Source organism: Sphingomonas sp. NPDC079357 (assembly GCF_044901155.1).
In the GTDB taxonomy this organism is placed as follows: Bacteria; Pseudomonadota; Alphaproteobacteria; order Sphingomonadales; family Sphingomonadaceae; genus Sphingomonas.
Window position 1 is genome coordinate 1,104,030 of sequence record NZ_JBJDOM010000001.1, and the last position, 23,686, is coordinate 1,127,715.

Below are 23,686 nucleotides of genomic sequence, written 5' to 3' on the forward strand. Positions count from 1 at the left end.
TCGCCATGCGCCGACGTTGCCGTCAGCAAACAACAGTGGTTCTGCCCCCAATGTCGTCACAAGTACGTATCAGGGTTGCTCGGGGATGAGAAGGGACATTCGGGGAAATCCGGGGATCAGCTGCCACCGCAACGAAATCGCGCGGGAATCCTTCGGCCTGCAAGCGCACGACGATGCAAATGGCTCGCAACCATGTCGCCGATCGGCCGCCTGAACCCTGCGTTTTTCCGCGCTTGTGCGGCCAATCCCCGGATTTCCCCGACCCCGATCGCGCGCGATGGACAGATCGCACCGCCACGCGCCCGGTGCTTCAACGAAGCCGCCAGCCGCGTTCGAATCGGCGCGGCGCACGCAGACGACCAATCCCCCGCGGACAATCGCCGCGGGAAAACCGTCACAGCATGCCGTTGGTGGAGGTATCCGACGCGGCCGCCGCGGGTGATTCGGCGGCGGAGGGAGTCGGCGCCGCGCCAGGGGTCACACCCATTTCGGCAAGCGGCTCATTGGTGGCGGCCGCACCGGGGGCAGAAGACGGCGCGCTCATGTTGGCGACAAGGTCCGGCTGCGCCGCGCCGGTCGCGCTGACCGGCTGCTGCTGGTTTACCGAAGAAAAGATCGCGCTGGCCAGACCGATCAACAGCACCACCGCCGCAAGACCGATCATTCCGACGCGCACGCGCTGCCGGGTCTGTTCCGCCTGCTGCCGTTCGACGGCGGCTTTATCTTTCGGAGGAGACTTCATCTGTCGCGCATTTGTAATCGATCGTCGCGCGACTGTCGATCAATTCGTTAACGCGTCGCGCGGACCAGCCCCTTCGACGCCAGCCACGCCGGATCGTACAGGGTGGAAAGATAGCGAAATCCGGTATCGCACAGGATCGTCGCAATCCGCTTGCCCGGTCCAAGCTGCCGCGCGAGCCGCACCGCGCCGGCGACATTGATCCCCGAGGACAGGCCGAGGCAAAGGCCTTCCTCGCGCAACAGCCGGTCGGTCCAGTCGAGCCCCTCCTGGTCGGGGATACGAAACTGCGCGTCGACCGGCGCGCCGTCCAGATTGGCGGTGATTCGCCCCTGCCCGATCCCCTCGGCGACCGACGAGCCCTCGGCGCGCAGCTCACCGCACGCATAATATTCGTAGAGCGCCGCGCCATGCGGATCGCTGAGTGCGATGCACACATCCGGGTCATGCGCCTTCAGCCCCAGCCCGACTCCCGCAAAGGTGCCGCCGGTCCCGACCGCGCAGGTAAAGCCATCGATCCGCCCGTCCATCTGCGTCCAGATCTCCTCGGCAGTGCCGACGATATGCGCGCGGCGATTGGCGATGTTGTCGAATTGATTGGCCCAGATCGCGCCGGGCGTCTCCTCCGCGATCCGCCGCGAGGTGTGAACGAAATGCGCCGACGAGGAATAAGGCGCGGCGGGCACCGTCACCAGCTCCGCGCCGAGCGCGCGCAGCGTGTCCATCTTCTCCTTCGACTGGGTGTCGGGCATCACGATGATCGTGCGATAGCCCTTGGCATTGGCGACCAGCGCCAGCCCGATCCCGGTGTTGCCCGCCGTGCCCTCGACGATCGTCCCGCCCGGCGCGAGCACGCCACGCTCCTCCGCATCATTGACGATGAACAGCGCGGCGCGATCCTTCACGCTCGCGCCCGGATTGGCGAACTCGCACTTGCCGAAGATGTCGCAGCCGGTGGCTTCGCTTGGCCCCTTGAGTCGAACCAGCGGCGTGTTGCCGATCAGGGCCAGCGTATCGGTGGTCGTGTGCATGGCCGCGTCAATGCGGGCCGGGCGATCAATGCGCAAGCGATTGAAACTATCCGCCGCCCACTCCCGCCTTCATCGCGCTCGCCAAGCGGCGGCAAAGCTGCCATGTTCCTGTTCTGTTTTCACGCCCGAGTCGTCGCCAAGCCGCCCATGTCCAACCTGCCGCCCCGCCCGCTGCGCTGGCTGTTCCTCGACCTGAACAGCTATTTCGCGAGCGTCGAGCAGCAGGTGCAGCCCAGCCTGCGCGGGCGGCCGGTGATCGTCGCGCCGGTCGGGACCGACACGACGGTGGCGATCGCCGCCTCGATCGAGGCAAAACGCTTTGGCATCACCACCGGAACGCCGGTGTGGGAGGCGAAGCAACGTTGCCGCGAACTGGTCGTCACGCCGGCGCGGCACGAGCGCTACGTCGAATTCCACCATGCGATCGTCGCCGAGATCGAGCGGCATATTCCGGTGACGAAAGTCTGTTCGATCGACGAAGTCGCATGCCGCCTGCTCGATAACGAAAACGATCGCGCGCATGCCGAGGCGCTGGCGGTGCGGATCAAGCGCGGCATCCGCGAAAAGGTCGGCATGTGCCTGACCTCGTCGGTCGGGATCGCGCCCAACCGGTTGCTCGCCAAGCTCGCCTCCGATCTGCAGAAGCCCGACGGGCTGGTGGTGTTCGAAGCCGCCGACCTGCCGCACGCGCTTTATCGCCTGTCGCTGCGCGACATCAGCGGAATCGGCGCGAAGATGGAGCGGCGGCTGGCACGCGACGGCGTCAACGACATCGAGCAATTGCTCGCACGCCGCCCGCGCGATGCCGGCCACGCCTGGGGCGGCACCAACGGCGACCGGCTCTGGTATCTGCTCCACGGCGTCGATCTTGCGGAAAAGGCGACGCAGAGTCGCACGATCGGGCACAGCCACGTCCTGTCTCCGGGCAAACGCGGTTATGGCGCGGTGCGGCTGACCGCGCGGCGGCTGGCGCTGAAAGCGGCGAGCCGATTGCGCCGCAAGGCGTATCGCGCACGACTGCTGGTGCTCCATGCGCGGTTCGAGGACGACAAGAGCGTGTGGCGCACCTCCGCCAAGCTGCCCGCGACGCAGGACAGTTTCGCGGTGCTGACGGCGCTGGACACGCTGCTGCCGCGCCTGCGCGCGCAGGAGGCCGTGCATCGCAGCGGATGCCGGATGATCGGGGTGACGCTGGCCGAGATCGAGCCCGTCACCGCCGAGCAGCATTCACTGTTCGCGCACCTGCCCGCCGACGATCCGCTGGCGCGGGAGACGCGCGGGCTGGCGCTCAGCCGCGCGATGGACCGGATCAACGAGCGCTTCGGACGACATGCCGTATCGGTCGGCGCGACACATGGCGGCCGGCTCGACCGGGTCGGAACGAAGATCGCGTTCGGGCGGATTCCTGACATGGACGAGTTCCACGAATGACCCACAGGTGATGCACCGCAACAAACCGTGACTTGACGGAGTAATCCGCATCGGCGAAGCGGCGCATATTATGCAGAAGCTCTTCCCCCTCTCGCTGGCCGGCGCCCTGCTGGCGCTGTCGGCCTGCAACTCCGAGCCGTCCTCGCCACAGGTGCTGGACAGCAATCCCGATCCGATGGCCTCGACGCTCGCCAATGCGGCGCCGATCGAGCTGCCGCCCGCGATCAAGGCCGACAAGACCATGCGCTGCAAGGATCAGAGCCTGGCCTATGTCACCTTCTTCGATGGCGACAAGCAGGTGGTGGTCCGCACCGAAAAGGGCGGCGCTCCGACCACGCTGAAGGCCGAAAAGGCAGGCGATCCGCTGACCGCCGAGGGCGGCTGGAAGATGACCGGCAACACCAGCGAAGTGAAGCTGACCCGTCCGGGCAAGCCCGAGCTGGTCTGCCACTCGTAATTTCCTGATCGGGCAGGCTGAATCCGGCCTGCCCTTTTACCATCCCGGTTTCGGCGCGAACGTCCGCTCGTTTTCGCCCCTGCGGCCTGGCGCCCGACCTCTCGTCAAATCGGCGTAATGGCCGTGGCGATCGCCATGACCCTTGGCCCGCCTGACCCACGATGGTTGCGGCCGCTTTCCAACCCACATCATCTTCCTTGCCCTCCGCTCGGCTCGACCGTAGCGTCACGCGCATGACGACGGTGGCGATCTACAGCGTTAAGGGTGGCGTCGGCAAAACGACGCTGGCGATCAATCTCGCCTGGTGCGCGGCGACGCTGTCCTCGCGCCGTACCTTGCTGTGGGACCTCGATCCGCAGGGTTCGGCGACCTGGGCGCTTGGTGACGGGCGAGCGCACGACCGTGCCGGCGCGTTGTTCGCCAAGGGCGTGTCCCCCACCAAGCTGGTTTCGAAAACCGCGTTCGAGCGGCTCGATCTGCTTCCCGCCGACGCCTCGCTGCGCGATCTCAATCACCAGTTGCGCGAACTCGACAAGAAGCGTCGACTGCGCAAGCTGGTCGCGGAACTCGGCGATCACGACACGGTGGTGCTCGATTGTCCGCCGGGGCTGACCGAAACCGCCGATCAAGTGGTGCGCGCCGCCGACCTGTTGGTGGTGCCCGTTGTTCCCTCCGCCTTTTCGCAACAGGCGTTTGCGACGCTCGACCGCGAGTTCGGCGGGCAGGTGCCCATGTTGCCGGTGCATGTCATGGTCGACCGCCGCCGTGCGCTTCACGCCGAGGCGATCGCCCGCAATCCCGATTGGCCCGTCATCCCCATGGCAAGCGCGGTCGAGAATGCCACGGCGCAGCGGCTGCCGACCGGCGTGGCCGCACCACGCAGCGCCGCCGCGACCGCGTTCGCGCATCTGTGGCGGACGATCGAGCAGCGCCGGACTTGAGCGGCCCGGGAATGCTCGATCCGGGGCTGCTGCTGGGCGCCTATTCGGTCGGCGTGTTCCCGATGGCGGACAGCCGCGACGCGAACAGCATCTACTGGGTGGAGCCGCGCCGCCGCGCGATCCTGCCGCTCGATGGCTTCCACCTGTCGCGCTCCCTGCGCCGCGTGATCGCGGGTGATCGCTTCCGCGTCACCGTCGATCGGGCGTTCGCGCAGATCATCGCGCTCTGCGCCGAATCCGCCGATGATCGACCGGACACATGGATCAACACGATGATCGAGGAGGCGTTCGTGCGCCTCCATGCGCTCGGCCACGCGCATTCGGTGGAATGCTGGGACGGCGAGCGACTGGTCGGGGGGCTATATGGGCTGGCGCTGGGGCGCGCTTTCTTCGGGGAAAGCATGGTGAGCCGCGCGCCCAATGCCTCGAAGGTCGCGATCGCCGCGTTGGTCGCCCGGCTGCGCGCGGGCGGCTTCTCGCTGCTCGACTGCCAATTCATGACCGCGCACCTCGCCTCCCTCGGCGCACGGGAAATCGATCGTGTCGATTACATGGAGTTGCTGGGCGCGGCGCTTTCCTCGACCGGCTCGTCGGCGGCATCGTCCGCGCCGTCGCCAGCAGTGGACGCCGGCGCGGGCGACTTCTTGGCGCTCGATACGGCGGCCGGGGCGGACGGTGCGGTGCCCGGGAAGGTGGTGGTGCAGCTTCTTGGCCACACGTCGTAAACCGGGTGCAGGACGACATTGAGCGCCGGGCGCTCCTTGTAGAGCCATCCCGAAAACGCCCGCCGCCAGTGGCCATCGACACCGCGCGCGTCGAGCTGGACGAAGGCGCCGGTCAGCTGCTCCGGCTCCCACGGCGCGGTCTTCTCACAAGCGCGCAGCCGCACGATCACGTCGCCGATGCGCCCGGCCTGTCCGGGACGGAGCGTCAGTTCGCGGCTGACGCCGTTGCGTTTGTTGAGCAACCCCAGCACCGCGACGCGCTGCGCCATCGGCGTGGTGCCCGCGTCGACCGGTGTGTCCTGCCCATCGTCGCGCACCTCGTCGGTAGCCGGCATCGACGCAGCCTCGGGGAGCGTTTCGGGCAGCGCCTTGCTCACGATCGGCGTGTCGCGCGACGGCGCGGGGGCACCCGGACGCAGGCTCAGCCCCGCCCAGGTCACTCCCGCTGCTGTCGCCACCACCAGCCCGCCAATCGCGAGCGGGCGCTTCACGCGTCGGGGCTCCACGCCTCATAATCGCCGGTCGCGGCGGCACGGTTGCCGCCCTTCTCCAACGCGCCTTGCGGACGATAGGCGAAGGCGGTGCCGGTCATGTTGGGCAAGGCAGGCTTTTCCCACTGCCGCGGCGCGGGCAGGACGTCGGTCGGCACGCCGTCCACCTGCCGGTGGAGCCAGCTGAACCATTCCGGCGGCACGCGACTGACGTCGTTGGCGCCCGCATAGATCACCCAACGGCGCGGCTCGCCCGCGGTGTCGCGGCCGCCCTGCCAATAGGTGTTGCCGAGATAATCCTCGCCCACCTGACGCTTGCCGCGCAGGCCGTAGAGGATGGTGCCCCAGCTTGCGCCGTTCCACCAGGTGAAGGGGTTGAGATTGATGCCCATCGTGGCGCCTCGCTTACCCGCGTGCGCCCGCCCGTTCAATGCCCGGAATCACTCGGGCAGCGCCACCCCGACCGCGAGCGGCCCCTTGCGCCCCTGCACCACTCGCGCGCGCAGCCGCTGCTCAGGCTCGACATCGGCGATCCCGGCACGGCGCAGCGTCTCCATATGAACGAAGATGTCGCCCGGCCGCGCCAGCGCGACCAGAAAGCCGTAGCCCTTGATCCGGTTGAACCATTTGACGCTGACGTCTTCCCATTGCGCCTGCGCGGCGGCATCGTCGGGCGCGATCTCGGGCGCCAGCCGCTCCCGGTCGCGGTCCCGCACCGTCTCGGTCGCGGCGGCGAGATCGAGCGCGGAAATCTCCACCGCCTGCCACCCGCGCGGGCCTTGCGCGGCAAGCCCCTGCAGGCGCGTCCCTTCGGGCAGTGTGCGGCGGCCATAAGCCTGGAGGACGCTGAAGTGGAGCAGCACGTCGCCCATCGACGAATCGTCGGGGACAACGAAGCCGAACCCGCGCGTGGCATCGAACCATTTCAGCACGCCGGTCAACGCGACGGGCGGGGGCGCGCCATCCGTCGGCCCGCCGCGAAGCTCCGCGCCATCGGTCGTTGTGCCAGGCCCGTCGTGCACGTCGCGTCCCGCCCCTTTATTCATCCCCGCTTAACATCGGTGCACCGCACCATGACACAAAGCAAGATGGGATATGTCAGTCTAGTTCCGGGATGTCCCCCGGGGCGCTCGCGACGATCCGCCGGGCGGTCGCCGAATCATGCCCCGCGCGCAGCAACGCGGCGAGATGCCGCTCGCGCTCCCGCGGGTCCGCTCGCGCCACAGCGAACGGGCCGATCCGCTTGCGCCGCGCAAACCGCAAGGCGCTGTCGAGCGCGGCGGCGCGCGCTTCCTCGATCACCGGCGCCCGATCCTCTTCCTCCAGCCCGGCGGCGCGCAGCGTTTCGGCGACCCGCCGCGCGCCATAGCCGCGTCGTGCCAGCGCCGCGCCCTTTTGCTCCGCAAAGCTGCGATCGTCGACATAGCCGGCATCGGCCATTCGCTGCGCCACGTCGCGCGGATCTACCGGCGTACCGTCCCATCCGCGCTCCCGGATCTTGCGCGCGAGATAGTCCGAAAGCTTGCCGCGCGAGGTCGCGAACCGCTCGACATAGCGCAGCGCGAGACGATCAAGCGCGGCGGCGTCGAGCGGGGGCGGCACACGACGCGGCGCCCGTGCGGAAGAGGAGGTCAAAGCCACGCCTTGATTGTGCCACAGTGACCGTGGATTCTAATGCTCAAAATTTTAACACATCCGGCAATCCGCAATTTTGCCGGTCAACCATTGCGCACGCGTGACAGGTGCGACAGGAACACAGGATGACGATCGACCCCGCCACGATGACCGCTCCCGCGACGGTTGCGCCGACGGCCACTCCTACCGAGGACCGGCTGCCGCGTCGCTTTTCGGACTTCGCGACGCTGGGCGAAGCACTTGATTATGCCGCCACCGGCGTACGCGGGCTGAACTTCCACGATGCGCGCGGCACGTTGGTGCGCAGCTATCCGTTCGCGGAACTGCGCGCCGATGCGCATGACGCAGCGCTGCGTTTGATCGCCGCCGGCGTCGCGCCGGGCGACCGTGTCGCACTGGTCGCGGAGACGAGCGCGGAATTCGGCGCGCTGTTCTTCGGCACGGTGCTGGCCGGGGCATGGCCGGTGCCGCTGCCGCTGCCGACCTCGTTCGGCGGACGCGAATCCTATATCGACCAGCTGCGGGTTCAGCTGGCGAGCTGTGATCCCAAGCTGCTGATCTACCCGGCCGAACTGGCGCAGCTGGCCGGCGCCGCCGCCGAGGCGTCGGGCGTGATCGGGATCGACTGGACCGAGTTCGCTACGCGCCCCGCGTCCCCCGCCGAACTGCCTCAGGCACGCACCGATGACGTCTGCTACCTGCAATATTCCAGCGGATCGACGCGCTTTCCGCATGGCGTGGCCGTCACCCACCGCGCGCTGCTCAGCAACCTCGCCGCGCATGCACACGGGATGCAGATCGCCGAAACCGACCGCTGCGTCTCTTGGCTGCCGTGGTATCACGACATGGGGCTGGTCGGGTGCTTCCTGTCCCCGCTCGCCAATCAGGTTTCGACCGATTACCTGAAGACCGAGGATTTCGCGCGCCGCCCGCTGTCATGGCTCGACCTCATCAGCCGGAACAAGGGCACCTCGCTCAGCTATTCGCCGACCTTCGGCTATGACATTTGCGCGCGCCGCATCTCGTCGCAGACCAAGGCATCGGACCGTTTCGACCTGTCGCGCTGGCGCGTGGCGGGCAATGGCGCGGACATGATCCGTCCGGACGTGATGCAGGCGTTCGTCGACGCCTTCGCCGACGCCGGCTTCCAGGCGACCGCGTTCCTGCCCAGCTACGGCCTGGCCGAAGCGACGCTGGCCGTGTCGCTGATGCCGCCGGGCGAGGGCATCCGCGTCGAACTGGTCGAGGAAACCGAGCTGTCGGGGATGCACCACGGCGAGGATCGTCCGCAACGCTACCGCGCGATCGTCAACTGCGGCAAGGCGGTGCGAGACATGGAGATCCAGGTTCGCGAGGAGGACGGCACGCCGCTTCCCGATGGGGCGATCGGCAAGGTGTGGTGCCGCGGGCCAAGCGTGATGGTCGGCTATTTCCGCGATCAGGCGTCGACCGATGCGTGCCTGGTCGACGGCTGGCTCGACACCGGCGACATGGGATATATGTCGAACGACTATATCTTCATCGTCGGCCGCGCGAAGGACATGATCATCATCAACGGCCGCAATCACTGGCCGCAGGATATCGAATGGGCCGTCGAGCAACTGCCCGGCTTCAAGGCGGGTGACATCGCGGCCTTCGCGATCACCGCGCCCGGTGGTGAGGAGACGCCGGCGGTGCTGGTGCAATGCCGCAGCTCCGACGAGGCGGAACGGGTCCGTCTGCGTGACGAGATCCGCGACCGTGTTCGCTCGGTGACCGGCATGAACTGCGTGGTCGAACTGATCCCGCCGCGCACATTGCCCCGCACCAGCTCGGGCAAGCTCAGCCGTGCCAAGGCGCGCAACCTGTATCTGGCCGGTGAGATCAAGCCCTACGATCTCGCTGCCTGACGCTACCGACCGCCTCGGCGCTGCCGGGGTGGTCGGAGTCGGCCTTTCGCCCAAGTCGGTCGGCAATCGCGACGCCTTGGTGATTGCAGCCGGCACGAAGCCTTTTCCCAGCGCAACTCTCGCCCGTGGCGCCGCAGCGCCTCGGCACCCGGCCTGCCCGTTGTAACAACAACAGAAAAGCCGCCACTTGGAAACAGTGGCGGTCCGGCGGCGACCAATTGCCGGAACGCGGCATCTTCGTGCCGGGCAACGCTTCGTCAACCAGACCGTGTCTAAGACGGTCGGGTGCCCACCTTTTCCACCTCCCCGCTCGTGCACCAACCACCGCTTCCCGCGCTGTTCGGGCTGAGCGACGGTGACGACCCTGACCTGTGGAGCCGGATCCGCGCCGCGCAGTTGCTGGCGGCGCGGCAACGCGCGCTGCTGCTGCTGGCCGCCAATCTGACGGCAGCCGCGCTGGTGGTCATGATCATCAGTGCGTGCGTGCCGGTGCCATGGCTCGCCACATGGGCGGTCGCGCTCGGGGTGATCGCCGTCACCGTCACGATCCGCCGGCTGCGCAGTCCCGACCGCCCCGGTGGCTACGCCGATCTTCCCGCGATGCGCGCGCCGGTCGTCGAGGCGGCTGCGCTGGCGGCGATATGGAGCGTGGTGCCCGTGACATTCGGCACCAACCTTCATGTCACGACCGTGCTGGCGACGCATATCGTCCTGGCGGTGCTGATGGCGGTCTATTCGCTGGCCATGGTGTCGGTGCCGCTGGCGACGATCACCTTCATCGGTACCACGACGCTCGCTGCGGCGGTGACATTGTTCGTCACGGGCCATGCGGCGGTTGCAGTTGCCGATCTGCTGTTCGCCGCGCTGCTGTGCCTCAGCGCGTTCGACCGCGCCCGTGCGCTGGCGATGCTGCATGCGGCCAGCGTGACGCTGGCGGAGCGCGACGGCACGATCGGGCTGCTGCTGCGCGACTTCGACGAATTTTCCCCCGACTGGCTTTGGCAAACCGACGCGTCACGTCGCATTGTCGACCCGAGCGCGCGCTTTGCCGCCGCGTGCGGGATCGAGCGCGACCGGCTCATGGGTCGTCCGCTACTCGAGGTACTGGCGGGCAACGGCTGGGACAGTGGGCAGGTCGCACCGGCGCTGCGGGAGCTGGCGACCAGGTTGCGCAACCGCGAGGCGATCCGCGATCTCAACCTGCCGGTGATGGTAGCGGGCGAGCAGCGCTGGTGGCGGATCGCCGCCTCGCCGCGCCGGGATGCCGACGGGCATTTCGGCGGGTTTCGCGGCGTCGCCTCCGATGTCACCGAAGAGCGTGCCTCCGCCGAGAAGATCGCCCGGCTGGCGCGGTTCGACACGCTGACGGGGCTGCCCAACCGCCTGTCGGTCAACGAGGCGCTGGCCGAGGCGGTCGCCAATGCCGAGCGCGAGCGGGCGCGATGCGCGCTGATGATGATCGACCTCGATCGCTTCAAGGCGGTCAACGACACCCTGGGTCATCCGGTCGGCGACCGGTTGCTCGGCAAGGTCTCGGAACGACTGGCGACGCTGCTGGCCGATCGCGAGATCGTCGGGCGGCTCGGCGGTGACGAATTCGCGGTGGTGGTACGCGACGCGTCCGATCCGCTGCGGGTGGAGCGACTAGCGCGCGCGATCATTGATTCGCTTTCACGACCCTATGAGGTCGATCAGCATACGCTCTATATCGGCGCCTCGGTTGGCGTCGCCACCAGTCCGCGCGACGGGCGCAGTGCGGAAACGCTCATCCGCTCCGCCGATCTGGCGCTCTATCGATCGAAGGATCAGGGCGGCGGGGTCTTCCACGCCTACGAGCCGCAGCTCCATGCCCAGGCGGAAGAGCGCCGCGTGCTGGAGATGGCGTTGCGGCAGGCACTGGAGAATGAAGAACTGTCGCTCGCCTACCAACCGGTGGTTGATGCGCGCAGCGGCGCGTTACGCGGGTTTGAGGCGCTGCTGCGCTGGAATCACCCCGGCTTCGGCCAGATCCCGCCATCGAAGTTCATCCCGATTGCCGAGGAGGCGCGGCTGATCGCGCCGATCGGCGAATGGGTGGTACGCACCGCCTGCGCCGAGGCGGCAGCGTGGCCAGACGGGGTGCACGTCGCGGTCAACGTCTCGCCCGAACAATTGCACAATCCGCAATTCGTCACCGTCGTTGCCGAGGCGCTGGCCGGCAGCGGCCTGCCTGCCCGGCGGCTCGAACTGGAAGTGACCGAGAGCGTCTTCCTGCGCGAAGGCACCGGCGCGACGCGGGTGCTGGGCGATATCTTGGCGCTGGGTGTCGGGCTCAGCCTCGACGATTTCGGCACGGGGTATTCGTCGCTGGGCTATCTGAGCTCGACGCGCTTCTCGTCGATCAAGATCGACCGGAGCTTCGTCCAGACCGCAGCGGCGGGACGCGTCGAGGCGATCGCGATCATCCGCGCAGTGGTGGCGATGGCCGACAGCCTCGACATGACCACAACCGCCGAGGGTGTCGAGACGGAGGCCGAGCTGCGTCTGGTGCAGGAACTGGGTTGCCGCAGCATCCAGGGTTATTATTTCGGGCGGCCGCTCCCGGTGGTCGAGGCGCGCGCGCTGGCGATGCGGCACCTTCAGACACATGCTGCCTGAGATCGTGCCAGCAATCGCTTGACGAACGCCGCGGATACGTTCAACAGCGCAGCCCGCACAGGAGTGTAGCTCAGTTGGTAGAGCATCGGTCTCCAAAACCGAGGGCCGTGGGTTCGAGTCCCTCCACTCCTGCCAGAAACCTTTTGTAAATCCGGAGCTAATACGCGGCTTGCGTGTTGTGCCGCACAGCGCCATAGCGCGATTTGGGTTAAAGCTACTCAAGGGAGTTCTACCATGCGTTCGATCCTCGCCGGCGCCGCCGCGCTCAGCCTCATCGCCACCCCGGCGCTCGCCGCGACCAGCAACCCGGCCGCCAGCCTGTCGGTTGCGCAGTCGCGCGCCGCTTCGCCGTCGGCCAAGAAGAACGAGCTGGCCGGTGCCGGCCTGTTCGGCGTCATCATCGCCGCCGGTATCGCCGCGATCGGCGTGATCGCGATCGTCAACGACAGCAACGACGATTCCGACAGCAACTGATCGGACGCGCAGGCCGCCCTCGACGGCGGCGTGCGATGATTTTGCGAAAGGGTCGGGCGCATCGCGCGCCTGGCCCTTTTTCGCGTGTGTCGCCGGGCACGCCACCACCCGCCTGCCCCGCTTGCCTTTTGTCGTGCACGATCCTATGTCATCTGCCACATCCGACAGCGCGGACGGCTTGCCAACCGCTTCCCGGTTTCGGACCGGGCAGCGGTAGCGATCCTATGCCGGGACTTCATTTACAGGCTCAACCGGGCCGGGCTCAACGAGGGCGCAGTTTCGTGGCGAAGACGACCCCGATCGAATTCATCCGTCAGGTGCGGACCGAGACCGCCAAGGTCGTGTGGCCGACCGGGCGCGAGACGGTGATGACCGGCGTGATGGTCGTCGTCATGACGACGGTGCTCGCGCTGTTCTTCCTCTCGGTCGATTCGATCTTCAACGCCGTCGTAAAGGCGTTGCTGAGCCTGGCGCAGTAAGGACGGAATTCCAAAAGATGGCGCGCTGGTACATCATCCACGCCTACTCGGGCTTCGAGGGCAAGGTCCGCGATTCGATCATGTCGGAGGCCACGCGCATGGGCCTCGAACAGCTGGTCGAGCAGATCGAGGTGCCGACCGAGACGGTCACCGAGGCGCGCCGTGGCAAGAAGATCGCGGTCGAGCGCAAGTTCATGCCGGGCTATGTCCTCGCCAAGCTGGCGATGAACGACGACGTCTATCACCTCGTCAAGAACACGCCCAAGGTCACCGGCTTCCTCGGTTCGTCGGGCAAGCCGCAGCCGATCTCGGACGCCGAGGCGGCGCGGATGCTCAACTCGAAGGAAGAGGCGGCCGCCGCTCCGAAGACCAAGGTCAAGGTCGATTACGAGATCGGCGACGCGGTGAAGGTGCTGGAAGGCCCGTTCGCCAGCTTCAACGGCACCGTCGAGGAACTCGACTTCGACAAGTCGAAGGTCAAGGTGTCGGTCAGCATCTTCGGTCGCGCGACGCCGGTCGAACTCGACTTCGAACAGGTCGAGCGCAGCAAGTAATTCGGCGTTGTCCCGGACTTGATCCGGGGCGCTTTTGTGCAACGCTAACGGGCCGGCTCATTGTGTGTCGTCGCCGCTAGCCTTCGGTGTGCGCAGGGCCGGTTTCTCCCGCCCCTGTTGGTGCCTCGTCGCGCCACGGCGCTTCCACCACATGCGGGGCGAGGTCGACGCGCTTGCGCTGCTGGCGCACCTCCAGTCCGGGCGTGAAGAGCATCGTCTGCGAGCGTCGAAACTGCGCCGGGGTCATGCCCACGAACTGGCGAAACTCGCGGTTGAGGTGGGACGCGTCGTAGAAGCGGAGTTCGGCCAGCTCATCGGCGGTCGGCACCGCCAGCCCGCGCATCACCGCCGCCATGTCGAGGAAGCGGCTTCGCCGCAGCACCGTCTTCGGCAAATGGCCGAAATGCGCACGCACCGTGCGATCCAGCCGACGTCCCGACATCCCGAACTCCGCCGCGATCTCCGCAACCGGACGAACGGGATCGATCCGGGCGATGCGCTCGAACGCGGCGCTGACCGGATCCGTCGGAGTCGCGCGGACGATCACCCGTTCGAGCACCACCTGTTCCATCCGCGTAAACGTCTGATCGTGATCATAAACGTCTTCAGTCGCCCAGCGGAGCGCAGCCCCCCAGTCGCCCCCGATAGGCATGAGACGATCAGCCATCCGATCCGCACTCTCGTCGCAGAACGAAAACCACGCGCCGGGGCGAAACATGAAGCCGGCGGCGATGATCGGGCCGCGGCACCGCACCGGGAAGCGTCGTTCCTGCGCGCCGAACAGCATCGGCCCTTCATAGGCGACCCAGCGATCGTCGATCAGAGTCTCCCACGCGCCGATCACCGGCACCCGGACATAAGCGTTTTCGTGCAGGAGGAAATCGTCGAGCAGCGCCTCGGCTGGGCGCTCGATGATCGTGACGAAAAAGCGGGCAATATGATCGGCGAGCGCGAGCGGCGGCGTGCGGCTCAGCGACAACGGCGCCCCGCCCAAAGATGCCCCAGTACGCGGAATTGCCCCACCCATTGTTGGTGGCTACGACAACCAGCACGCTTGCGGCAGCAAAAAGCCGAAGCCGGTTAACCAATGTTAGCTCATTGTGTCGTCCGCGCCACAGGCCTGGCAACGCAGCGGTTGCACTTTTCAGGACGATCCGCTAACGGCGCACGCTTCCCTGTCATCATTGACCTGGAACGTGCGGGAGGGTGTCGCGAAGGCGTCGCCCGGACGAACCGCTAGACTTGAACCGGGCGCAATGGCGACGTCGTGCCCCGTAACAGAGTGAGACGCATGGCAAAGAAGATCACAGGCTATATCAAGCTGCAGGTCCCGGCCGGTTCCGCCAACCCCTCGCCGCCGATCGGTCCGGCGCTGGGTCAGCGCGGCGTGAACATCATGGAATTCTGCAAGGCGTTCAACGCACAGACCGCGGAGATGGAAAAGGGTTCGCCCCTTCCCACCGTCATCACCGTCTATGCCGACCGCTCCTTCTCGTTCGTGACGAAGACGCCGCCGGCGACCTTCCTCATCAAGAAGGCGGCGAACCTGAAGTCGGGCTCGAAGGAGCCGGGCAAGGTGTCGGCGGGCAAGATCAAGCGGTCGCAGCTGGTCGAGGTCGCGCAGGCGAAGATGAAGGATCTGAACGCCAACGACATCGAGGCAGCGACCAAGATCATCGAAGGCTCGGCCCGCGCGATGGGCCTCGAAGTGGTGGAGGGCTGAGATCATGGCGAAGCTGACCAAGAAGCAGAAGGCCGTCACGATCGATCGTGAGAAGCTGCACGGCGTCGACGAGGCGATCGCGCTGGCGAAGTCGGGGGCAACCTCGAAGTTCGACGAGACGATCGAAGTCGCGCTGAACCTGGGTGTCGATCCGCGTCACGCCGACCAGATGGTCCGTGGCGTCGTCACGTTGCCGGCCGGCACCGGCAAGACCGTGCGCGTCGGCGTGTTCGCGCGCGGCGCGAAGGCTGACGAGGCGCGCGCCGCAGGGGCCGACGTCGTCGGTGCCGAGGACCTGATGGAGACCATCCAGGGCGGCACGATCGACTTCGATCGCTGCATCGCGACCCCGGACATGATGGGCGTCGTCGGTCGCCTCGGCAAGGTGCTGGGCCCCAAGGGCCTGATGCCGAATCCGAAGCTGGGCACGGTGACCATGAACGTCGCGGAAGCCGTCAAGGCGGCCAAGGGCGGCCAGGTCGAGTATCGCGTCGAGAAGGCCGGCATCATCCACTCGGGCATCGGCAAGGCGTCGTTCGCGCAGGAAGACCTGCGTCGCAACTTCGACGCGCTGGTCGACGCGGTGGTGAAGGCCAAGCCGTCGGGCGCGAAGGGCAAGTACGTCCGCAAGGTCGCCGTCAGCTCGACGATGGGCCCGGGGATCAAGGTCGACACCGCGGAAGTCGCGGGGGCGTAAGCCCGACGCGACGGCCGAGGTCGTCAGGAAAAAGCCGGCGTACTCGCGAGAGTGCGCCGGCTTTTTCGTGTTTGATGTGGACGCAGCGGGGTCTGGGTGCGGGGTGGCCGTATCGACGGTGGCCTCACCCCTGACTTACCTAGGCCCGGGTCAAAAATCCCCCGCCTTTCCAACGCTCCATCCGTCGCAGCGCCATCGACAAGGCCGCCTCTGCCCGGCACTCTCCACCTCCATACGGAGAGGATCATGCCGCAATACGGCGATTATCAGAACGCGATCTATTTCGCGGGCGTGTCGGGGATCGTTCCCGAATGGCCGGTCGATCACGCCGGGTTGTGCGCGCGCGCCGAGGCGCATTGGTCGCCGTCGGTGCGCGACTACGTGCAGGGCGGTTGCGGTGACGAGCGGACGCAAGAGGTCAACGCGTCTGCCTTCGCGCATTGGGGCATGGTGCCGCGAATGATGGTGGATACCGCAACCCGCGATTTGTCCACGACATTGTTCGGGCGTGCGCTGCCCTCGCCACTGTTCATGGCGCCGATCGGCGTCAACGGCATCTGCACCGATGACGGACACGGCGATTTGGCGGCGGCGCGGGCATCCGCGGAAACCGGCGTGCCGTTCTGCGCCTCGACGCTCGCCAACGATCCGCTGGAGGTCGTGCGCGGGGCGTGCGGGGAGATACCGGCGCTTTTTCAACTCTATACCTCGCGCAACACCGATGTTGCCGCCAGCATCGTCGCGCGGGCCGAGGCGGCGGGCTATACCGCGCTGGTCGTGACGCTCGACACCTGGGTGACAGGATGGCGACCTCGCGACCTAAACACCGGGAATTTCCCGCAATTACGCGGGCATGTACTCGCCAATTACTTCAGCGATCCGGTGTTCCGCGCGCTGCTCCCCCGCCCGCCCGAGGACGATCCGCACGCCGCGATCGCGACCTGGGCAGCGACGTTCGGGCGCGTGCTGACGTGGGACGACCTGGCGTGGCTGCGCTCGCTTACGAGATTGCCGATCGTTCTCAAGGGCATCTGCCATCCCGACGACGCGCGCCGTGCGATCGACGGCGGCGCGGACGGCATCTATGTCTCCAACCATGGCGGGCGGCAGGCGAACGGCGGGATCGCCGCAATCGACCTGTTGCCGGCGGTTGCCGAGGCGGTGGGAGGACGGGTGCCGGTGCTGTTCGACAGCGGGGTGCGCTCGGGAACCGACGTGATCAAGGCGGTTGCGCTCGGTGCCGATTTGGTCGGGCTCGGGCGCCCCTATTGCTACGGATTAGCGCTGGGTGGCGCGGCCGGGTGCGCGCATGTGCTCAAATGCGTGCTCGCCGAAGCCGATCTGTTGATGGCGGTGAACGGTTGGCCGACCCTCTCCGCCGTCCGCGAGGCCGGCGCGCGGCGCGTCTGAAGCGGCTGTCCTACATCCTCCAACATCTGCCAGCCCGATCGCCTCGACAGGCACGGAGCAGATGATGCAGGAACTGGTGGAACAGACGATCGACGCGCAGGGCCGACGTGGAACCGGGGGCGGCCGACGCGTCACCGTCAACCGCCGCGAATCGCCGCTGGCCTGGCTCGCCGCACGACAGCTGGTGACAGCGCGACAGAACGAAGCGGGCGAACGGCTGCAAGCGGATTATGAACGCGCCGCGCTTGGCCCGGCGGTGACGATGAGGTGGGACGCGCGCGTCGATGGCGGCGGCGAGCCCGGCGAGCCGGCCGCGGCGCAACTCGCCGCCAAGCGGCGCTTCGACGCGGCGATCGGCGCGGTCGGCCCCGGACTGTCCGACGTGCTGTGGCGCGTCGTCTGCGCGGGCGAGACGCTGCCCGACAGCGAGCGCGCGCTCGGATGGCCGACGCGCAGCGGGCGACTGGTGCTGACACTCGCGCTCGATCGGCTCGCCGACCACTATCGCCTGCGCTGACCCACTTGCCCCGCACACGCCGCATCAGCAGATAGGGTCGATGGAAATCCGCTTCACCAAATGCCACGGCTCGGGCAACGACTTTCCACTGGTCGACGGGCGCACGCTGACGCTGTCGGAGCCGGAATGGGCGCAACTGGCGCGCGCGCTGGCCGATCGCAGCGGGCCGGTGGGCGGCGACGGGCTGCTGGTACTGACCGGTGGCGACGCGCAGGCGGCGTTCGGGATGCGGATGTTCAACAGTGACGGGTCGGAGGCGGAAACGTGTCTCAACGGCCTGCGCTGCGTCGCGCGTGCCGGGTTCGCGTCGCTCGGTATCGACCACGCCACCGCGCGCCTGAAGACCAGCCACGCCGCCGTCGCGCACGCCGCACCGCTCGCCACCGCGGTCTATACGGTTGAGGAAACCGCCGGGCCCGCGCTGCTCGACCTCGCGCACTGGCCGCTCACGGGCGCGGGCGAGCGGCTGGTCGACACGCCGCTCGCCATGCTTCCGGGCGATCGCCGCTTCACGGCGGTGGCGATGCCGAATCCGCATCTGGTGGCGTTCGTGGAGAGGATCGACGAGGCGGAACTCGTCGTGATCGGGCAGATCTGCGAAGCCGCGCCCGTTTGGCTGCCCAACCGCGCCAATGTCTCGTTCGTCGAGGTGCGCGATGCCGATACGCTGTTCGTGCGCACGTTCGAGCGCGGCGTCGGGCTGACCGACAGCTGCGGCAGCGCGATGGCGGCGTCCACCTTCGCCGCCTGCCTGACCGGGCGTATCGCCTACGATCATGACGTGACGGTGCTCAACCGTGGCGGACTGGTGCGCGCACGCGCGACCGAGGCGGCGATGGTGACGCTGCATGGCAATGCGACGTGGGAGTGGGATGGCGTGGTGGAAGTCGACCTCGCGCAGGCACGCGCGGGCGACCTGCGCGTGCTGCGGCATTATGACGCGGAGATCGCTGCCTGGGCGCGGGTTGCTGACGGCGCGCGCTAGACGGATCGGGGCCGGGAGCGCGCAAGAGCGTCGTCGGCGTGTCCAGCCGAACACTGGTACGTGCGTCGAAACGGCACGGATCGGGACCGTGGCGAAGGTGCCTGAGCGGGCCTTCCTGAAGCCATGCTCCTGCGAGGGCCGGAGCCTCAAACGATCGGTGGTGCGGCGGCCCTGGGGCTGGCGGGGTTCGGGCACTCACGCATCGGCGCGCGCCACCTGATTCTTGCCGCGGTTCTTGGCCGCGTAAAGTGCAAGGTCGGCGGCGGTCAGGGCATCCTCGCCGCCGACCTTGGCCACCCCCGCCGAGAAGGTGATGTGCCCAATCGACTCGCCGCTGTCCTGATGCACCAGCGAACGCTGCGACAGGCGTTCGCGTACCTTGTCGAGCGCCGCGACCGCCTCCTGGAGCGCCACGCCGATGAACAGCAACGCGAATTCCTCGCCCCCGTAGCGCGCGAGCACGACGTCGCGCGGCAGGCCGGCGCGCATGAAGGCGGCGACGAACTTCAGCACGCGATCGCCCGCCGGGTGTCCGAAGCGATCGTTGACCTGCTTGAAGTCGTCGATGTCGATCAGCGCGACAATGGCGCTGCCCTCGCCCGCGGCGGCGCTGGCCTCGCGCAGCCGCTGCTCGAAGTTGCGGCGATTGGGAAGCCCGGTGAGGTGATCGTGCTCGGCCGCCTGACGGGCGCGATGCAGATCGTTGCGCAGCGCATCGGCTTCCTCTCGGGCGCGTTGCAATTGCCCCTCGACCAGCCGCGCCGCCTCGACGGCCGCCTCGGTCAGTCCGATGATGCGCGCGATGGTTCCCTTGGGATCGCTGCTCAGCCTACCCGCCTCGATATGCAGCGCGTTGCCGAACGTCTCCGCGGTGCCCCGCGATTCGCCGACCGCTGCGAGGCAGTCGCCGATCCGCTCCTCCAGCGCGTCGGCGATCCGGCGGAGCGCGCCGGCTTGCGCCTCGTCATCACGCGCCGCGATCCGCGCGATGGCGGCGTCGGTCAGCCCCTCCCCGTCGCGCAACTGTTCCGCGACCGCCGCGCTCGTCTTCGGATCGTCTCCCGAGACATAGGCATGGAGCACGCCGTAAGCGCAGGGAGACGGGGTCAGCGCATGCGAAAAGATCATCGTGCCGATGTCGTCGAACAAGCGGCGGAACATCGTGGCGCGCTGTTGCGCGACGGTGCCCGGCGACAGCGCGGGTGCGGGAGCCGTTGCGTTCTCGTCGGCACCGAACCAGCCCAGCACGCGACGGCGGCGCCGCGCCGCCACGGGGATCGAGGACGACGCGTTCACGACAGGACTCCCTTCGACATGGCTTGTTGCGGCGGGCCGAATTGCCCTGCCAGGATGTCGGCCGCCAGCGTCTCCCAGCGCTCGCCGAACCAGCGCTGGCCGGATTCGCCGCGGTGGATCGGATCGACCGTGACCGTCGCGGTCAGATCGTGCGCGGCGATGAAGCGCTGCGCCGGGATGTCATAGAAGACGCGAACGCGCGGCTGGGTAGGCTCGGCATCGTCACCCGCGATCACGAGCGCCAGCCGGCTCGATTGGAGCCGGACCAGCGCACCGACCGGGTGGATGCCGATGCTTTCGATGAAGCGGTCCAGCAGCTCGGTGTCGAAATGCCCGTTCCACGACCGCATCCGCGACAGTGCCTCGCTGGGCGACCACGGGCGCTTGTAGGGGCGCTGTGACGTGACCGCATCATAGACGTCGCAGATCGAACTCATCCGCGCCGCCAGCGACAATTGCTCGCCGCGCAATCCTTTGGGATAGCCGCGCCCGTCATATCGCTCGTGATGGTGGAGGCAGACGTCGAGGGCGACCGCGGGCAGCCCGCCCCCCGCGCTCAGCAGCGCGTGGCCCTTTTCGGGATGATGACGCAGCACCGCCATCTCCGGCGGCTCCAGCTTGCCCGGCTTGTCGAGCAGCGCCTTGGGCACCGCCATCTTCCCGATATCGTGGAGCAGCCCGGCGAGCCCCAATGCGCTCACCTCGTCCTCGGGCAGGTTGAGCGTGCGGGCGAAATGGATCAGCAGCGCGGCGACGGCGATCGAATGGACATAGGTATATTCGTCCTTCGTCTTCAGCCGCGTGACATTCAGCATCGCGGCGGCGTCGCGCGTCACCGACGCGACGATCTGCTCCGTCACCGGCGTCAGCGCCTGAACGTCGATCGCCCGCCCCAGCCGCACCTCGTCGAACATCGACTGCACGATGACCTTCGACGCGTCGACCACCGCCTGCGCGCGCTCTTCCGGCGTGAGCGCGGCACGACGGCGGCGCACGGGCGCGGACGGCTCCGCGACTGGGCTGGTGACGTCCCGATCCTCACCGGCGGTGGCCGGTGCGGCGGCCGGCTGCAGCGGAGCGGCGGCAGGACCAGCGCCCTTCGACAGATCGATCACGATCTCCGCGATGCCGCCCTCGCGCAGCTTTTGCAGGTCGGCAGGTTTCTCAAGCACGAAGTGCCGGCGCCAGAACGGGCTGGTCATCCACCCGCCGGCGACGGCGTGGACGTACATGCCGAGTCGCGCATCCTCCGTCTTGATCGTTACCAGCACCGTGATCCGCACCCCCCTGAGCGGCACTGCTTTGCAGCACATGTTATTAAGGACCGGTGTGGACGACGAAAAAATCAGGCCACTGCGGGACCATCGCCGCATAAACGCGCCGAACCGGACTTCGCCGGGGGAGGTAACGGATCATCGCGATCGCGGCCGGGGCGGGCGCAGCCGATGCGACTGCGGATGGTGGAAGGGGCTGGATTCGAACCAGCGTACACTTGCGTGGGCAGATTTACAGTCTGCTGCCTTTAACCACTCGGCCACCCTTCCACGAGCGGCGCTGTCAAAGCGAGGGGGCCCAATGCCCGCGCATCGACGGCCTGTCAACGCCTGTGTCGCGATGCCGCAACAATTTGCTGGACGGTTGCGCCCGCCCCGCGCGGCGCATAGCGTCCGCGGCCATTCATCGCTTTACCGACAATCACGGATACGACCCGTCATGCGCCTTTCTCCGATCGCCGTCCTGCTCCGCACGGGCCACCGCTGATGGCGCGCCGCGGCCATCGCCCGAGCCAGACGCAGGGCAACCGTCCCCGGCTGTGGGGTCGCCACGCCGTCACCGCCGCGCTCGCCAACCCCGAACGGACAGTGCGCAAGATCTGGGGCACGCGCGAGGCGCTGTCGTCGCTGAACCTGCCGCCGGTGCTGCCGGTGGTCTTCGCCGATGTCGCCGATCTCGGCCGGCTGGTCCCGTCCGACGCGCCGCATCAGGGGCTGGTGGCGGAGGTCGATCCGCTCGAGGACGTGTGGCTCGGCGATCTGCTCGAACAGGGGGGCACCGACGATCCCGAGCGTCCGCGCCCGCTGGTGGTGCTCGATCAGGTGACCGATCCGCACAATGTCGGCGCGATCCTGCGCTCGGCGGCGGCGTTCGACGCGCTCGGCATCATTACGCAGGATCGCCACGCGCCGCCGGAGTCGGGCGCACTGGCGCGCGCGGCGAGCGGGGCGCTGGAGACGGTGCCGTGGGTACGCGTCGTCAATCTGGCGCGCGCGCTGGAGGAAATGGCCGAGGCGGGAAGCTGGCGGATCGGGCTGACCGGCCATGCGACGCAGACCTTGCCGCAATCGCTCGCCGACATCGGCCCCAGCCGCCGCATCGCGATCGTCCTGGGCGCGGAGGGCGAAGGGATGCGCCAGAACACCGAGACGCATTGCGACGAGCTGGCGAAGCTGCCGATCTCGGGCAAGGTCGAGAGCCTGAACGTCTCGAACGCCGCGGCGATCGCGCTTTATGCGGTGACGGTGCGCTGACGTTCGTCCGTCATCCCCGCCCCGGCGGGGATGACGGATCGGGCTCAATCCTCTGCGGCGATGCGCACGTGCAGGCCGTCGAGCGCCGGGCCGAACTCGATCTGGCACGACAGCCGCGAGGTGGCGTCGCGATCCGAGGCCGCGTCGAGCAGGTCGTTCTCGTCCTCGCTCATCGGCGGCAGCCGGTCGGCGAAGGCGGGGTCGACATGGACGTGGCAGGTCGCGCAGCTGCAACAGCCGCCGCACAGCGCCAGCACCTCGTCGATGCCGCCGTCGCGGATCACTTCCATCACCGAAAAACCCGCCTGTCCTTCGAGTTCGCGTTCTTCCCCGTTGCGGGTCTCGACGATAAGCTTGGCCATATGAACTCCACCGATGAACGCCCCGCCCATGGCGGCAAGCCCGGGCCTGCGCAATGGGGCTGAGCGCCGCCGACCTCAACGCCGGGCTCGACGCGCTCGCCGCCCGCGAACCCGCCTTCGCCGCGGCGCTGGCGCGGGTCGGCTATCCTGCCCCGCGCATCCGCGCGCGCGGCTATGCCACCTTGTTGCGGACGATCCTCGGCCAGCAGGTGAGCGTGAAGGCCGCCGATGCGGTGTGGCGAAAGCTGGAGGCGCTGGGCGACCCGACCGACCCGGCGGTGCTCGCGAAGCTCGACGACGACATGCTCCGCGCCTGCGGCTTCTCGCGCCAGAAGGCCGGTTACGCGCGCAGCCTTGCCGACGAGGTGCTGAGCGGACGGCTCGATCTCGGCAACCTGCCCGCCGATGACGAGGAAGCGATCGCGCACCTCATTCGCGTCAAGGGCATCGGACGCTGGTCGGCGGAGGTGTATCTGCTGTTCGCCGAGGGCCGCCCCGACATCTGGCCGGCGGGCGACCTGGCGGTGCAGATTGAAACGGGGCGCATCCTCGGCCACCCCGAACGCCCGAGCGAGAAGCTGACCCGCGAGCTGGCCGAGCCGTGGCGGCCGTATCGCGGCGCGGCGGCGATCTTCACCTGGCACCATTATGGCGCGGGCGCGGACGCCGCACCGGTATAATGTCG

Annotated in this window: 25 protein-coding genes, 2 tRNA genes and 1 pseudogene; 17 read left to right on the forward strand and 11 right to left on the reverse strand. The window is 67.8% G+C overall.

Annotated features, from left to right (window positions below; genetic code table 11):
* Window positions 1–394: 394 nt before the first annotated feature.
* Window positions 395–742, reverse strand: a complete 348-nt coding sequence (locus ACI2JO_RS05085) for a hypothetical protein (protein ID WP_404719634.1) — start codon at window positions 740–742, stop codon at window positions 395–397.
* Between the two features lie 47 nt (window positions 743–789).
* Window positions 790–1,770, reverse strand: a complete 981-nt coding sequence (locus tag ACI2JO_RS05090; protein WP_404719635.1) for a cysteine synthase A — start codon at window positions 1,768–1,770, stop codon at window positions 790–792.
* 147 nt (window positions 1,771–1,917) lie between these two features.
* Between ACI2JO_RS05090 and ACI2JO_RS05095 the strand changes: the two genes are divergently transcribed.
* The 4 genes from ACI2JO_RS05095 (at window position 1,918) to aat (ending at window position 5,324) form a co-directional block, all read left to right on the forward strand.
* The gene (locus ACI2JO_RS05095; protein WP_404719636.1) at window positions 1,918–3,201 is read left to right on the forward strand and encodes a type VI secretion protein ImpB; all 1,284 of its coding nucleotides are present in this window, start codon (window positions 1,918–1,920) and stop codon (window positions 3,199–3,201) included.
* Between the two features lie 70 nt (window positions 3,202–3,271).
* A complete protein-coding gene (locus ACI2JO_RS05100) occupies window positions 3,272–3,658 on the forward strand; it encodes a hypothetical protein (protein WP_404719637.1) in 387 nt (128 codons plus the stop codon).
* 233 nt (window positions 3,659–3,891) lie between these two features.
* Complete coding sequence (locus ACI2JO_RS05105) at window positions 3,892–4,599, forward strand: ParA family protein (RefSeq protein ID WP_404719638.1); 708 nt, start codon at window positions 3,892–3,894, stop codon at window positions 4,597–4,599.
* 11 nt (window positions 4,600–4,610) lie between these two features.
* The gene (aat, locus tag ACI2JO_RS05110; protein WP_404720328.1) at window positions 4,611–5,324 is read left to right on the forward strand and encodes a leucyl/phenylalanyl-tRNA--protein transferase; all 714 of its coding nucleotides are present in this window, start codon (window positions 4,611–4,613) and stop codon (window positions 5,322–5,324) included.
* Between the two features lie 35 nt (window positions 5,325–5,359).
* On the opposite strand, the pseudogene ACI2JO_RS05115 reads toward aat, so the two are convergent.
* The 4 genes and pseudogenes from ACI2JO_RS05115 to ACI2JO_RS05130 form a co-directional block, all read right to left on the reverse strand.
* Window positions 5,360–5,659, reverse strand: a pseudogene (locus tag ACI2JO_RS05115) (DUF2155 domain-containing protein); the annotation flags it as partial.
* A gap of 152 nt (window positions 5,660–5,811) precedes the next feature.
* Window positions 5,812–6,207 (reverse strand): NADH:ubiquinone oxidoreductase subunit NDUFA12, encoded by a 396-nt coding sequence (locus ACI2JO_RS05120; RefSeq protein ID WP_404719639.1) that lies wholly within the window; start codon window positions 6,205–6,207, stop codon window positions 5,812–5,814.
* Window positions 6,208–6,255: 48 nt separating this feature from the next.
* Window positions 6,256–6,837, reverse strand: coding sequence for a cold shock domain-containing protein (locus tag ACI2JO_RS05125; protein ID WP_404719640.1), 582 nt, complete (start codon window positions 6,835–6,837; stop codon window positions 6,256–6,258).
* 76 nt (window positions 6,838–6,913) lie between these two features.
* Window positions 6,914–7,450: a regulatory protein RecX gene (locus tag ACI2JO_RS05130; RefSeq protein WP_404719641.1), complete on the reverse strand. Its 537-nt coding sequence runs from the start codon at window positions 7,448–7,450 to the stop codon at window positions 6,914–6,916.
* Window positions 7,451–7,575: 125 nt separating this feature from the next.
* Between ACI2JO_RS05130 and ACI2JO_RS05135 the strand changes: the two genes are divergently transcribed.
* The 6 genes from ACI2JO_RS05135 (at window position 7,576) to nusG (ending at window position 13,483) form a co-directional block, all read left to right on the forward strand.
* Entirely contained in the window at window positions 7,576–9,339 is a 1,764-nt protein-coding gene (locus tag ACI2JO_RS05135; protein WP_404719642.1) for a fatty acyl-AMP ligase, read from the forward strand.
* A gap of 285 nt (window positions 9,340–9,624) precedes the next feature.
* Entirely contained in the window at window positions 9,625–11,976 is a 2,352-nt protein-coding gene (locus ACI2JO_RS05140; RefSeq protein ID WP_404719643.1) for a putative bifunctional diguanylate cyclase/phosphodiesterase, read from the forward strand.
* 59 nt (window positions 11,977–12,035) lie between these two features.
* Window positions 12,036–12,111, forward strand: a tRNA-Trp gene (locus ACI2JO_RS05145).
* Between the two features lie 99 nt (window positions 12,112–12,210).
* Entirely contained in the window at window positions 12,211–12,450 is a 240-nt protein-coding gene (locus tag ACI2JO_RS05150) for a hypothetical protein (RefSeq protein ID WP_404719644.1), read from the forward strand.
* Between the two features lie 281 nt (window positions 12,451–12,731).
* Window positions 12,732–12,929, forward strand: coding sequence for a preprotein translocase subunit SecE (secE, locus tag ACI2JO_RS05155; RefSeq protein ID WP_028966919.1), 198 nt, complete (start codon window positions 12,732–12,734; stop codon window positions 12,927–12,929).
* Window positions 12,930–12,946: 17 nt separating this feature from the next.
* Window positions 12,947–13,483, forward strand: coding sequence for a transcription termination/antitermination protein NusG (gene nusG / locus ACI2JO_RS05160; protein ID WP_022687599.1), 537 nt, complete (start codon window positions 12,947–12,949; stop codon window positions 13,481–13,483).
* 76 nt (window positions 13,484–13,559) lie between these two features.
* On the opposite strand, the gene ACI2JO_RS05165 is transcribed toward nusG, so the two are convergent.
* The gene (locus ACI2JO_RS05165; RefSeq protein ID WP_404719645.1) at window positions 13,560–14,462 is read right to left on the reverse strand and encodes a helix-turn-helix domain-containing protein; all 903 of its coding nucleotides are present in this window, start codon (window positions 14,460–14,462) and stop codon (window positions 13,560–13,562) included.
* 312 nt (window positions 14,463–14,774) lie between these two features.
* Here ACI2JO_RS05165 and rplK point away from each other — a divergent pair, with 312 nt between their 5' ends.
* The 5 genes from rplK to dapF all read left to right on the forward strand — a co-directional run bounded on the left by rplK (window position 14,775) and on the right by dapF (window position 18,815).
* Complete coding sequence (gene rplK / locus ACI2JO_RS05170; RefSeq protein ID WP_333916532.1) at window positions 14,775–15,206, forward strand: 50S ribosomal protein L11; 432 nt, start codon at window positions 14,775–14,777, stop codon at window positions 15,204–15,206.
* 4 nt (window positions 15,207–15,210) lie between these two features.
* Window positions 15,211–15,903 (forward strand): 50S ribosomal protein L1, encoded by a 693-nt coding sequence (gene rplA / locus ACI2JO_RS05175; RefSeq protein ID WP_341207241.1) that lies wholly within the window; start codon window positions 15,211–15,213, stop codon window positions 15,901–15,903.
* A 246-nt stretch (window positions 15,904–16,149) separates the two neighbouring features.
* A complete protein-coding gene (locus ACI2JO_RS05180) occupies window positions 16,150–17,313 on the forward strand; it encodes an alpha-hydroxy-acid oxidizing protein (RefSeq protein WP_404719646.1) in 1,164 nt (387 codons plus the stop codon).
* 64 nt (window positions 17,314–17,377) lie between these two features.
* Window positions 17,378–17,830: a DUF6456 domain-containing protein gene (locus ACI2JO_RS05185; protein WP_404719647.1), complete on the forward strand. Its 453-nt coding sequence runs from the start codon at window positions 17,378–17,380 to the stop codon at window positions 17,828–17,830.
* A gap of 40 nt (window positions 17,831–17,870) precedes the next feature.
* Window positions 17,871–18,815 (forward strand): diaminopimelate epimerase, encoded by a 945-nt coding sequence (gene dapF, locus ACI2JO_RS05190; RefSeq protein WP_404719648.1) that lies wholly within the window; start codon window positions 17,871–17,873, stop codon window positions 18,813–18,815.
* A gap of 195 nt (window positions 18,816–19,010) precedes the next feature.
* Here dapF and ACI2JO_RS05195 read toward each other — a convergent pair whose 3' ends face one another.
* The 3 genes from ACI2JO_RS05195 to ACI2JO_RS05205 form a co-directional block, all read right to left on the reverse strand.
* Entirely contained in the window at window positions 19,011–20,111 is a 1,101-nt protein-coding gene (locus tag ACI2JO_RS05195; RefSeq protein ID WP_404719649.1) for a GGDEF domain-containing protein, read from the reverse strand.
* Window positions 20,108–21,424: an HD-GYP domain-containing protein gene (locus tag ACI2JO_RS05200; protein WP_404719650.1), complete on the reverse strand. Its 1,317-nt coding sequence runs from the start codon at window positions 21,422–21,424 to the stop codon at window positions 20,108–20,110. Before ACI2JO_RS05200 ends, ACI2JO_RS05195 begins: the two co-directional genes overlap by 4 nt.
* A 145-nt stretch (window positions 21,425–21,569) precedes the next feature.
* Window positions 21,570–21,655 (reverse strand) — tRNA-Tyr (locus ACI2JO_RS05205).
* A gap of 216 nt (window positions 21,656–21,871) precedes the next feature.
* Here ACI2JO_RS05205 and rlmB point away from each other — a divergent pair.
* Window positions 21,872–22,639 carry a 23S rRNA (guanosine(2251)-2'-O)-methyltransferase RlmB gene (gene rlmB / locus ACI2JO_RS05210; RefSeq protein WP_404719651.1) on the forward strand — a complete coding sequence of 256 codons (768 nt, stop codon included), beginning with the start codon at window positions 21,872–21,874 and terminating at the stop codon, window positions 22,637–22,639.
* 44 nt (window positions 22,640–22,683) lie between these two features.
* On the opposite strand, the gene ACI2JO_RS05215 is transcribed toward rlmB, so the two are convergent.
* Window positions 22,684–23,001 carry a 2Fe-2S iron-sulfur cluster-binding protein gene (locus ACI2JO_RS05215; protein ID WP_404719652.1) on the reverse strand — a complete coding sequence of 106 codons (318 nt, stop codon included), beginning with the start codon at window positions 22,999–23,001 and terminating at the stop codon, window positions 22,684–22,686.
* Between the two features lie 53 nt (window positions 23,002–23,054).
* Between ACI2JO_RS05215 and ACI2JO_RS05220 the strand changes: the two genes are divergently transcribed.
* The gene (locus tag ACI2JO_RS05220) at window positions 23,055–23,681 is read left to right on the forward strand and encodes a DNA-3-methyladenine glycosylase family protein (protein ID WP_404719653.1); all 627 of its coding nucleotides are present in this window, start codon (window positions 23,055–23,057) and stop codon (window positions 23,679–23,681) included.
* Window positions 23,682–23,686 lie beyond the last annotated feature (5 nt).